This window comes from Saccharopolyspora oryzae, from assembly GCF_027853915.1.
Taxonomy (GTDB): Bacteria; Actinomycetota; Actinomycetes; order Mycobacteriales; family Pseudonocardiaceae; genus Saccharopolyspora; species Saccharopolyspora oryzae.
This window is the reverse complement of record NZ_JAQGLA010000043.1, coordinates 1-11,615: the sequence shown is the minus strand read 5'-3', so window position 1 is coordinate 11,615 and position 11,615 is coordinate 1. Positions and strand designations below refer to the sequence as shown.

General features: G+C 69.7%; 9 protein-coding genes. 8 read left to right on the top strand and 1 reads right to left on the bottom strand.

Annotated features, from left to right (window positions below):
• The first annotated feature begins 17 nt into the window (after positions 1-17).
• The 5 genes from OU415_RS23050 (at position 18) to OU415_RS23030 (ending at position 7,452) form a co-directional block, all read left to right on the top strand.
• On the top strand, positions 18-698 hold the full coding sequence (locus tag OU415_RS23050) for a GntR family transcriptional regulator (RefSeq protein WP_270951155.1): 681 nt from the start codon (positions 18-20) through the stop codon (positions 696-698).
• Between the two features lie 204 nt (positions 699-902).
• Entirely contained in the window at positions 903-1,832 is a 930-nt protein-coding gene (locus OU415_RS23045) for an ABC transporter ATP-binding protein (protein ID WP_270951153.1), read from the top strand.
• Positions 1,829-3,187 carry an ABC transporter permease gene (locus OU415_RS23040; RefSeq protein ID WP_270951152.1) on the top strand — a complete coding sequence of 453 codons (1,359 nt, stop codon included), beginning with the start codon at positions 1,829-1,831 and terminating at the stop codon, positions 3,185-3,187. The genes OU415_RS23045 and OU415_RS23040 overlap by 4 nt, the downstream gene beginning before the upstream one ends.
• Before the next feature lie 79 nt (positions 3,188-3,266).
• Positions 3,267-5,936, top strand: coding sequence for a phosphoesterase (locus OU415_RS23035; protein ID WP_456300265.1), 2,670 nt, complete (start codon positions 3,267-3,269; stop codon positions 5,934-5,936).
• Positions 5,937-6,027: 91 nt separating this feature from the next.
• Positions 6,028-7,452 (top strand): alkaline phosphatase PhoX, encoded by a 1,425-nt coding sequence (locus OU415_RS23030; protein ID WP_270951149.1) that lies wholly within the window; start codon positions 6,028-6,030, stop codon positions 7,450-7,452.
• Between the two features lie 67 nt (positions 7,453-7,519).
• On the opposite strand, the gene OU415_RS23025 is transcribed toward OU415_RS23030, so the two are convergent.
• The gene (locus OU415_RS23025; RefSeq protein WP_270951147.1) at positions 7,520-8,470 is read right to left on the bottom strand and encodes a LysR family transcriptional regulator; all 951 of its coding nucleotides are present in this window, start codon (positions 8,468-8,470) and stop codon (positions 7,520-7,522) included.
• Between the two features lie 143 nt (positions 8,471-8,613).
• Here OU415_RS23025 and OU415_RS23020 point away from each other — a divergent pair, with 143 nt between their 5' ends.
• From OU415_RS23020 to OU415_RS23010, 3 genes are read left to right on the top strand one after another with little or no spacing between them, the layout of a single operon-like run.
• On the top strand, positions 8,614-9,810 hold the full coding sequence (locus tag OU415_RS23020; RefSeq protein WP_270951145.1) for a cytochrome P450: 1,197 nt from the start codon (positions 8,614-8,616) through the stop codon (positions 9,808-9,810).
• Between the two features lie 47 nt (positions 9,811-9,857).
• On the top strand, positions 9,858-10,184 hold the full coding sequence (locus OU415_RS23015) for a 2Fe-2S iron-sulfur cluster-binding protein (protein ID WP_270951143.1): 327 nt from the start codon (positions 9,858-9,860) through the stop codon (positions 10,182-10,184).
• Positions 10,185-10,187: 3 nt separating this feature from the next.
• Complete coding sequence (locus OU415_RS23010) at positions 10,188-11,459, top strand: NAD(P)/FAD-dependent oxidoreductase (RefSeq protein WP_270951141.1); 1,272 nt, start codon at positions 10,188-10,190, stop codon at positions 11,457-11,459.
• Positions 11,460-11,615: the final 156 nt, after the last annotated feature.

Here is an 11,615-nt window from a genome sequence, read left to right as displayed (position 1 = left end):
AGGACGGAACGAGGGAGATGCCCAGTACAGCCGGTGCGCAGCAGCAGGCGCTGTCGAAGTCGGAGAAGGTCTACCAGGAGCTCCACGCCCGCATCCTGTCCGGGCGCTACGCCAGCGGATACCGGTTGGTCCTCGACCAGATCGCCCGCGACTTCGGCACGAGTCCCGTGCCGGTGCGCGAGGCGGTGCGGCGGCTCGAGGCCGAAGGCCTGGTGACGTTCACCCGCAACGTGGGGGCGCAGGTCGCCGGCATCAACACCTCCGACTACGCGAACGCCATGCAAACGCTCGCCTACCTCGAGGGCGCGGCCACCAGCCTCGCCGCCCCGCACGTGACGCCGAAGCAGCTGGAGGACGCGGCGTCCTTCAACGCGGAGATGCGGGAGATGTGCGAGGGAACCCTGGATCCGGTGCGGTTCACCGAGCTCAACCACCGCTTCCACTGGGTGCTGTGCGAGAACTGCCCGAACCAGCACCTGCTCGACCTCCTGCACCGGGAGTGGCAGCGGATGTCGGGCATCCGGCGCTCCAGCTTCACCTTCGTCCCCAGCCGGACGATGTCCTCTGTGGACGAGCACGACCGGATCATCGCGCTCATCCGCGCTGACGCATCCCAGCAGGAGATCGAGCGCGTCTCCCGCGACCACAAGCTCCGCACGATGACCGAGTACGTCACCTCCAGGCCGGATTCCGCCTAGTCAGGACTTCACGCGCTCCGGACCAGCGGAGCCTCCGCGCCCTCGGAACGTTCACCGTCCGGGGGCGCGCGCATGCTCACCGCCGTCATGACGCCGGTCTCGCGGCCCCTTGCCGCCCTCCGTTTCCTGAACGTTCAGCCAGTTGTCCTCGTTCCCGTTTGTTCCCAGGCCTAAGTTTCTCAGCGTTGCTTAAGGAGGCGACGCATGGAAACACCCCTGGCGGTGCGGGCTCGCGGGATCACCAAGTGCTTCGGGGACGTCGTCGCCCTCGACGGCATCGACGTGGATGTGGTGCAGGGGCAGATCCACGGGTTGGTCGGGCCGAACGGCGCCGGCAAGACGACCTTGCTGGGCCTGCTGCTGGGCCTGTCCGTCGCCGACAGCGGCACTCTCGACGTCCTCGGCACACCGGCCGGAAGGGCGCTCGCCGCTCCCGCCGAGGTCGCTGGTTTCGTCGACGGCCCCGGCCTCTACCCCTCGCTGACCGCGAGGAAGAACCTCGCCGCCCTGGCCGCGCTCCGCGGCCGTGACGCGCGGACGGCGGGAATCGACGACGTGCTCGACCAGGTCGGGCTCACCGATGTCGCCGACGACCGCGTCCGGGGTTTCTCCCTCGGCATGCGCCAGCGCCTCGGGCTCGCTGCCGCCCTGCTCACCAAGCCGCGCCTGCTGGTGCTCGACGAGCCGTCCAACGGACTCGACCCGGCCGGAAAGCAGCACGTGCACAGCGTTCTCACCCGGCTCGCGGACGACGGGACCTCCGTCGTGCTCTCCAGCCACCGGATGGACGATCTCGAAGCGCTGTGCTCCGAGGTCACCATCGTCGCCACCGGGCGGGTCGTGTTCTCCGGGCCGTTGGGCAAACTCGCCGCCGAGGACCGGGAACTCGACTACAAGATCCGCACTTCCGACCCCGAGGCCGCCCGCCGCCTGGCCGCCGATGCCGCGGGGATCCGCATCGTCGACGGGCAGGACTCCGAGGTCCTCGTGGTGAACGCGCAGGTGCCCGCCCTCGACGACCTGGTGGCGCGGCTCGTCCAGGCAGGCGTCGCGGTGCGCGAGCTCGCGCCCGTGGTCTCGCCGCTGGAAGCGGCATTCCTCGCACTGACCGAGCGGCAGGAGTCCAGCCGATGACCGCAACCCTCACCGATGCCCCCGCTCCCGCCGCCAGTCCGGTTTCGACGGCGCGCGCATACCGCTTCGAGCTGGTCAAACTGGTTTCGCAGTGGCGGGTGCGGCTGCTGGTCCTGGCCTGCTGGATCGCCCCCGCGCTGTTCATCATCGCGGTGAGCCAGCAGACCACGCTGCCCGTCGACATGCTCTTCGGCCGATGGATGAACGCCACCGGGTGGGCCGGATCGCTGGTGCTGCTGGGCTTTTCGGGGCTGTACGCGCTTCCGCTGCTGGCGTCGCTGGTCGCCGGTGATGTGTTCGCCTCCGAGGACCGGCTCGGCACCTGGCGCCACCTGCTGGTGGCGGTCCGCTCGCCGTGGCGGATCTTCGCCGCGAAGGCGCTCGCCAGCCTCACCGTCCTGCTGGTCATGGTGACCGGTCTGGCCGTTTCCAGCGTGGTCGGCGGGATCGTGGCGGTCGGTGGCCAGGAACTCGTCGGGCTCGACGGGCACGTGCTCGCACCGGGCGACGCCGCGGGGAAGGTGCTGCTCGCCTGGGCCTGCGTGCTCGCGCCGACCCTCGCGCTCGCGGCGATCGGGCTGCTCGGTTCCGTCGCGTTGGGACGGTCGCCGATGGGTCTGCTGATGCCGATCGTCGTCGCCTTCGCCATGCAGTTCGTGCAGATGATGCCGGTTCCCGTCGCGGTCCGCCTCGCGCTGCCCACCTACGCCTTCATCTCCTGGAACGGGCTGTTCACCTCTCCCCCGCAGCTCGAGCCGCTGGTGATCGGCGTCGTCGTCAGCTTGGTGTGGGCGGTGGCCGCGACTGCCCTGGCCTACGTGCTGTTCCTGCGGCGGGACTTCACCGATCTCACCCACGACGGCGGCGGGCGGCGGGCGATCGCGCTCGGATTGCTGCCGCTGGTCGGCGTTCTCGCCGCGACCGCCGCGGTCGTGACCCCGGCGACCGGGGCCACCGGCTCCGGGATCGAGCAGGAGAAGGTGCAGAACTCGGTGGCCACCGCCTTCGCCCACCTCTACCGGCTGCAAACGCGCCAGCTCAACCGGCCCGACGTCACCGAAGCGCAGCTGATGACCACGGCGGCGTGCACCAAGGGCGGCGGCCAGATCGCCCCCGAAGGCCCGGGCAACGACTGGCGCTGCGTCGTCTCCTGGCACCTCCCCGGCGTCGAGGCCACCGGATCGGCCATCTACCAGCTCGACGTCGCCACCGACGGGCGGTTCGTCGCCGACGGCGACGGGCCGAAGGAAGTGAACGGCTACTTCCTGGTGCGCACCCCGATCGGGGACGCGCCGAACCCGCTCTGGCAGTTCGACGGCAACGTCGAACTGCTGCCCACCCTCCCGAAGGGATAACCACGCAATGCACGTAACGCGTCATCGTCGGCGCTCCGAGGGCACCGGTTCCCGGTTCCCCTGGCGAGGTGGCCGTCCGGTGCGCCTCGCCGCAGCAGGCGCATCGGCGGTAGTCGTCGCCATCACCGGCACCGGCATCGGATTCGCCCAGACCGAGCTGTTCGGGACCGACCAGGTGGGCCAGACCACCGACAACGGCCTGGTCATCTCCTCCGACCAGTACCTCGCCCCCTACGGCGAGCGCATGGTCATCAACAACGGCAAGATCATGTCCTCGGCGATCAGCCCCGACGGCACGCACATGGCGGCGTCCATCACCGACGGCGGCATGGCACTGTCCATCGTGGACCTCAAGAGCTACAAGGTCCAGCAGCTGATCGGCAACAACGCAGCCGCGAACCTCCGGATCCCGGGCAACGACATCGGGCAGGAAGGCCCGACGTACTCCCCCGACGGCAAGTCGCTGTGGCTGGGCCAGGCCGACGGGTACCGCAAGTTCACCGTGAACCCCGACGGAACGCTGGCGAACCCGGCGTTCGTGCCCGTCGCCGCGGTCGACGGCAAGCGCGCGCTGGTCGGCGAGGCGGTGTTCTCGCCCGACGGCTCGACGGTGTACTCGGCGGTCAACGGCCAGAACCGGGTGGTCGCGATCGACGTCGCGACCGGGGCGATCACGCGGAGCTGGACCGTGGGCACCGCCCCGCGGGACGTGCTCCTCGCCGGCGGCAAGCTGTACGTGAGCAACGAGGGCGGTCGTCCGGCGCAGCCGGGCGAGACGACGATGAACTCCTACGGCACCCAGGTGCCGGCCAACGGCGACACCGGTTCCGCCACCACCGGCACTGTCAGCGTCATCGACGTCGCCGACCCGGCCGCCGCGCCGGCCAGCATCGACGTGGGCTTGCACCCGACCTCGCTGTACGCGAAGAACGGCGCGCTGTTCGTCACCAACACCTTCTCGGACACCGTGTCGGTCATCGACATGGCCAGCGGCAAGGTCGCCCAGACCATCGCGACGCAGCCGTGGGCCGACGCCTCGGTCGGGTACGGGCCGACCGCGACGACGCTGACCGACGACGGCCACCTGCTGGTGACCCTGGGCCGGGCCAACGCGGTCGCGGTGTACAAGTACGCCAACCCGGTGGAGCCGGCCGGCTTCGTGGGCCTGCTGCCGACCGACTACGCCCCGTCGGAGATCGCCCAGGTCGGCGGCGAGATCGTCGTGTCGAACACTCGCGGCATCGACGCCCGTCGGTCGACCACCAACCAGCACCGCACGCACGACACCACGTCGAGCCTGACGCACTTCGCGCTGCCCAGCGATGACGTGATCAAGGGCGAGACCGGCAAGGTGTTCACCCAGAACGGCTGGCGCGGCAACTCGCTGGCCAAGACCACCGGCACCGGCTCGGTGCCGCCGGTGCCGGTTCCGGTCCGGCTCGGCGACCCCTCGACGATCAAGTACGTGTACTGGGTCGTCAAGGAGAACCGCACCTACGACCAGATGTTCGGCGACATGCCGCAGGGCAACGGCGACCCGTCGCTGGCCTCCTACGGTCAGCGGGTCACGCCGAACAACCACGCGCTGGCCGGCCAGTTCGGCCTGTACGACAACATCTACGACACCGGCACCAACTCCGCCGAAGGCCACAACTTCGTGACGCAGGCGGACAACCCGGAGTACACCGAGTCGACCGCGGGCGAGTACATCCGCAGCTACGACACCGAGAACGACGTGCTGGGACACCAGCGGTCGGGCTTCATCTGGACCGGCGCGAAGAACGCGGGCAAGTCCGTCAAGAACTTCGGCGAGTTCCTGAACTTCGAGCAGAAGCCCGCCGGGGCGACCTGGCAGACGTACTGGTGCGACGCGAAGAACATGGCCGCGACCGGGCAGCCCAGCGCCTACCCGATCAAGACCGGTTCGGCGATCCCGTCGCTGAACGAGGTGTCGGTGCCGGGCTTCCCGCAGTTCGACCTGAACGTCCCGGACGTCTACAAGTACGAGGTCTGGAAGCAGGACTTCGAGAAGAACGGTCCGGCCAACCTCAACATGATGTGGCTGTCCAACGACCACACCGGTGGTGCGACCAACGGTCCCGCCCAGGTCGCCGACAACGACCTCGCGCTCGGCAAGCTGGTGGACACGATCTCGCACAGCAAGTACTGGGCCGAGACCGCCATCTTCGTGGTCGAGGACGACTCGCAGGCCGCCGCCGACCACGTCGACGGCCACCGCGCGCCGGTCCAGATCATCAGCCCGTGGGCCAACCACGGCGTGGTGGACAACCACTACGGCAGCCAGATCACCATGCTCCGCACCGTGGAGCAGATCCTCGGCATCCAGCCGATGAACCAGAAGGACACCGCGGCTTCGCCGATGAGCCAGGCGTTCACCCCGCACGCCGACTTCACGCCGTACAACGCGGTGCCCAACCAGGTGCCGCTGACCGACGGGCTGAAGACGATGCCCGAGTGCGGCGCGGACGTTCCGGCCCAGCCGGCGATGACGACCACCTCGGTGCCCGCCGACAAGCAGCAACTCGCGGCGCAGTGGGCCGACTGGAAGGCCCAGCAGCAGGCGAACGGGACGGCCGACAAGGTCGACGCGTTCAACCCCGCGCAGCTGAACCACCTCGGCTGGTACGAGGCGACCGGGTGGCAGAAGCCGTTCCCGGGTGAGAACACGTTCTACGCCCCGGCCGACGTACCGGGTGCGGCGATCCCCGCCCGGGACACCGACGGCTGACGCAAGTCGATCCAGTCACCGGGGCCCGCTGCCCGGCGTTCCCGGCAGCGGGCCCCGCGGCAGGAAATCAGCACTACCGAGGGAGACTGTCTTGACCGCACCGATGTCCCGCCGCGACGTCCTCCGCGCCGGCGCCGCAGGCGTGTTCAGCATCGTGGTCGCCGGCAGCGTGGAGGCGATCGCCTCGCCCGCCGCTTCGGCGATGACCCGGCGGGTCGCCGGCTACGGGCCCCTGGTCCCGGACCCGGCCGGCATCCTGTCGCTGCCGGAGGGGTTCTCGTACAAGATCGTGGCCGAGACCGGCGTCACCAAGCTGGAGTCCGGTGAGCCGACCCCGTCCGACCCCGACGGCACCGCCATCTTCGAGGGCGATGGGCAGCTCGTGCTCGTCAACAACCACGAGGTCGGCGGCAGCGAACCGTACCGGGTGCCCACAGTGGACGGCCTGACCTTCGACCCAGGCGCAGGCGGTGGCACCACCAACATCGTCGTGGACGCCGAGGGCAACCGGGTCAACGAGTACGTCAGCCTGGCAGGCACCCACAACAACTGCGCCGGTGGCCGCACCCCGTGGGACACCTGGATCACCTGCGAGGAGACCGAGCAGCGCGCCGGTGGCGCCTTCCAGCACGACCACGGCTGGTGCTTCGAGGTCGACGCCTTCGACCGCGAGGCCAACCTGAACCCGGTGCCGCTGAAGTTCCTCGGCCGCTTCTCGCACGAGGCGATCAGCCTCGACCCGGCCGACAACCGCATCTACCTCACCGAGGACGCGGGCAACCCGAACGGCCTCTACTACCGGTGGACCCCGCCGGCCGGCTTCACCGGAGGCAAGGGTGCGCTGCGGGAGCTGGCGCTCTCCGAGGGCGGTGACACCGCCGGCACCCTGGAGGTGATGGTCTGCTACCTGGGCACCAAGCGGATCGCCGACCTGTCGGAGGCCACCCAGCCGGGCACCCGCTACGGCGTGAAGTGGGTCGGGATCCCGGACCGGCTCGCCACCGAGGTCTCGATCCGCAAGCAGTTCGGCGCGGGTGAGGTCACCTCCAGCCACAAGCTCGAGGGCGCCTACTTCGGCGACGGCGGCCACTACTTCGTCGCCAGCTACGCCCGGGCGAGCGACGGCAGCGCCAACGAGCACGACGGCCAGGTGTGGTTCTACGACCCGGCCACCGAAACCGTCACCCTGAAGACCATCTTCAAGGTGAACCCGAACCCCGGTGAGGACGCGAACTTCGACGGTCCCGACAACATCGTCGTCGACCCGAACGGCGGTCTGATCCTCGCCGAGGACGGCGAGGGCATCCAGCACCTCGTCGGCATCACCAAGGAGGGCGACAGCTACCCGATGGCGCGCAACGAGGTGAGCGTCGACAAGGAGTTCACCGGCCCGACCTTCACCGAGGACGGCCGGATGCTGTTCGCCAACATCCAGTCGCCGGGTCACGTCTTCGCGATCACCGGCCCGTTCCACGCCCCGGGCACCCCGTCGAACGCGGGCGGCCCCCGCGCCTGACGGCTCCCCCGCGACACCGGCGCTGTGGACCTCCACCGCGCCGGTGTCGTCGAGCGCGTTCCCCGCGCTAGCTCCGCACGACGACCGAGGTCTCGCCCGGAATCCTGCCCCGTTGCGCGTTCCCGAAGCCCGCGTCGCGCGCGAAGTCGAGCAGCGCCCGGCCCCGATCGGTCAGCCGAACGGTCTCCGGCCAGACCGCCTTCACCCGGATCGGCCGCACTGCCGGCCGGATCTCCTTGACCACCACGGGCAATCCCTCGTAGGACTGGCCGACGACGGGCCGCTGGATCAGGATCGCGTACCCCATCCCGCGCGCGACCAGCGAACGGGTCAGCTCGAAGTCCGACGCCCGCAGGGCGACGTTCGGCTCCACGCCGGCGCGGTCGAAGAGGGCCATGGTGTGCTGCGCCGCCGGCGGCACGTCGAGCAGGATCATCGGTTCGTCCGCCAATTCCCGCAGCGACACCGCCGGCCGGTTCGCCAGGCGGTGGTCGGCGGGCAGGAGGACGTAGGCCGGGGCTTCGTAGAGCACCACGGAGTTCAGGCCCGTCGGGAGGTTCAGGTCGTACACCACCGCCAGCTCCAGCTCACCGGCGAGCAGCCGGTTCGGCAGCTCCACCTGGCTGCCTTCCAGCACCCGCACCTGCACCTTCGGATGGTTGTCGGCGAACCACTCCAGCAGCGGCGGCACCACGGTCGGCGCGACGGTGGAGTAGCAGCCGATCACCAGGGGACCGTTGAGCTCCGCTCCCCCGCTGGCGACGTTGAGCTCCAGGTCGTCGGCCTGGCGCAGCAGGTCCGCGGCGCGGGAGTGCAGGTAGCTCCCGGACGGCGTCAACGACACCCCGTGGGCTTTGCGGCGCACCACGAGTTGGGTGCCGAAGACCTTCTCCAGTTCGGTGAGCGCTGATGCGACTGCCGTGGGCGAGACGTGCAACCCGCCCGCTGCTCCCGAGATCGAACCTGTTTCCGCGACAGCGACGAAGTACGCCAGCTGCCGAAGCGTGTAGTTGGCCACCGCCGCCTCCCGGACCGATCTGCACAGGCCAGTCCGGAAACACTACTCAGTAGTGGATATATCGAACAACTTTGAAGTTTACATGCGCTGATCCGCGATGCGAGGCTCGCAGGCGATCCTCGACGAAGTGGAGGCAGTCAACGATGACGCCGACGGTCGATTCGACGCAGGCCCGCCCGGTCCCGGTCGCGGACTGGGTCACCATCCCGGAGCTGCACGCCGATCCCTTCCCCCTCTACCAGCGGATGCGCGCCGAAGCACCGGTGCACTGGGTTCCCGCGGTGAACCGGTACATGGTGACCGACTACGCCGCCTGCCACACCATCGAGCAGGACCAGGAGCGCTTCTCCGCGGACGAATCCGGCTCGCTCATGAAGCGGGCGATGGGGCACAGCATGCTCCGCAAGGACGACCCCGCGCACGACGTCGACCGCAAGTCCTACGGCGGAGTGCTCCGGCCGAACACGATCAAGCGGCACTGGAACGCGGTCTTCGAGCAGAACTGCGCGACGTACTTGGAGCGCCTGGAAGAGGCCGGTCCCGGCGCCGATCTCATCGCCGAGTTCGCCGCGCCCTACGCCGCCGAGAACCTGCGGATCATCATGGGTTTCCACAACGCGACGCAGGAAGATCTCCAGCGCTGGTCGCAAACGCTGATCGACGGGACCGGGAACTACGCCGACGACCCCGACGTGTGGGCCGAGGCCGAACGGTCGTCGCGCGAGGTCGACGCCGCGATCGACGAGATGCTGCCGCACCTGCGGGACAATCCCGATCACAGCCTGCTGTCCGGGCTGGCCCACCTGCCGATCCCCCTGGAAGCGATCCGCGCCAACCTGAAGATGACCATCGGCGGCGGGCTCAACGAGCCGCGGGACGCGCTGGGCACGACGGTGTGGGCGTTGCTGTCCAACCCGGACCAGCTCGCGCAGGTGCTGGCCGAACCGTCGCTGTGGTCCACCGCGTTCGAGGAGTCCATCCGCTGGGTCGCTCCCATCGGCATGTACCCCCGGGAATCCACCCGGGACACCGTTCTCGAAGGCGTGCTGGTGCCGAAGGGCGCCCGACTCGGCGTGGTCGTGGGCGCCGCCAACCGGGATCCGAAGGTCTTCGACGACCCGGAGCGCTACGACATCAACCGCCCCAAGCAACCGCACCTCGCCTTCGGCGGCGGGAACCACTTCTGCGCCGGTGCCTGGGTCGCCCGCGCCTCCGTCGTGGGTGTCGCCATGCCGCGCCTGTTCGACGCGCTGCCGAACCTGCGCCTGGACCCGGACGCACCGGCGCGAGCGGGCGGGTGGGTGTTCCGCGGCGTGCTCCAGCTCCCGGTGCTGTGGTGATGAGCCGTTTGTCGAACCCAGGGCAGGACTAGCGAGGAGAACTTCCCATGGCAAAGGTGAACTTCCACCACCAGGACGGGACCGTGGACGCCGTGGAGGCGGAGTCCGGAACCAGCATCATGCGGGCTGCGGTGAGCAACGGCGTGCGCGGCATCGTCGGGGAATGCGGCGGGCAGGCCATGTGCGCGACCTGCCACGTGTACGTCCGCGAGCCGTTCCTCGACGGCCTGCCGGAGATCGGCGAGGACGAGGAGGAGATGCTCGAATGCACTGCTGCGCCCCGCGATGAGCAGCGCAGTCGGCTGGGCTGCCAGATCGCGCTCGGCGTGGACGCGGAGCAGATCGACGTCGACGTCCCCGCCGGGCAGGTGTGACCGTTGACCGCACCGGATCGCGTCGTCATCGTCGGTGCCGGCTTGGGTGGGCTCCAAGTCGCCGATTCACTGCGTGCTGCGGGGTGCACCGCTGCCATCACCGTCGTGGGCGAGGAGGAGGACCCGCCGTACCAGCGCCCGCCCCTGTCGAAGGACTACCTGCGTCCCGGCGGTGAACCCGCACCGCTGCCCATCCGCGCCGCCGACCACTTCACCGGGATCGACGTCGACGTGCGGATCGGATCGCGCGCCACGGCGATCGATCGGGCGCGGCGCGAGGTGGTCCTCGACAGCGGCGCTGTCCTGCCGTACTCCCACCTGGTGCTGGCCACCGGGTCGGCCAACCGGACGCTGCGGGTTCCGGGCGGCGACCTCGACGGCGTCCACCACCTGCGCACGCTGGCCGAGGCGCGCGCCGTCCGCGCGGACCTCGACCAAGCCCGCTCCGCGGTGGTGGTCGGTGCGGGGTTCATCGGGCTCGAATTCGCCGCAGCGGCCCGCAAACGCGGTGTCGACGTGACGGTGCTGGAATCGGCGGAACGACCGATGCGACGAGTGCTGTCCGCGCCGCTGTCGGACTTCGTGGCCGACGCGCACCGGCGAGCGGGCATCGATCTGCGGGTCGGCGAAGGCGTCGAGTCGTTCCAGGGCTGCGACGGCCGGGTCGCAGCGGTGGTCAGCTCGCTGGGCAGGCGGTATCCGGCCGACCTCGTCCTGGTGGGCGTCGGTGTCACGCCGCGCGTGGAACTCGCCGAGCAGGCGGGGCTCTCCGTGGACGACGGCGTGGTCGTCGACGCCTCGCTGCGAACCGACGACGAGCGCATCTACGCGATCGGCGACTGCGCCAACTTCCCCAGCCACCACCTCGGGGCGCGCAGCCGGCTGGAATCCGTGCAGAACGCCACCGACCAGGCCCGGCACGTCGCCCGCGTGATCCTCGACGGGCCTGCGCCCTACCAGGACGTTCCGTGGTTCTGGAGCAACCAGGGAGATCTGCGGCTGCAGATCGCCGGACTCGGACTGCCCGGCGACGAGAACATCCTCCGCGGAGACACCGATGCCGGGAGGTGCTCGATCTTCCGCTTCCGCGACGGCAGCCTGGCAGCGGTCGAGTCCGCTAACCAACCCGCCGACCACGTAGCCGCGCGCCGCCTCCTGGCGAAGGGCCTCCCCCTCACCCCGGAACAAGCAGCCGACCCGGCCTTCGACCTCAAGTCCTACGCCAAGCAGCAGACCAACACCGCGGCGAACGAGACCGAGCCCTCGACCACCTGACGGCAGCCCCACCCGACCGGGAGACGCAAATTCAATGAGGTTTTTCCATCCTCGTCCTGCGTGGCGGTGCCGGTAGCGGAACCTCAGCGCCCGCCTGGACTCCGGGTGCCCACCCTTATGTATGCCAATACACGGCGGCTGGGCCGTCCTCGCCAG

Excerpts from the sequence above, each read along its gene's own strand:
- OU415_RS23050 (WP_270951155.1), top strand. The coding sequence starts at position 18 with ATGCCCAGTACAGCCGGTGCGCAGCAGCAGGCGCTGTCGAAGTCGGAG.
- OU415_RS23045 (WP_270951153.1), top strand. The coding sequence starts at position 903 with ATGGAAACACCCCTGGCGGTGCGGGCTCGCGGGATCACCAAGTGCTTC.
- OU415_RS23040 (WP_270951152.1), top strand. The coding sequence starts at position 1,829 with ATGACCGCAACCCTCACCGATGCCCCCGCTCCCGCCGCCAGTCCGGTT.
- OU415_RS23020 (WP_270951145.1), top strand. The coding sequence starts at position 8,614 with ATGACGCCGACGGTCGATTCGACGCAGGCCCGCCCGGTCCCGGTCGCG.
- OU415_RS23015 (WP_270951143.1), top strand. The coding sequence starts at position 9,858 with ATGGCAAAGGTGAACTTCCACCACCAGGACGGGACCGTGGACGCCGTG.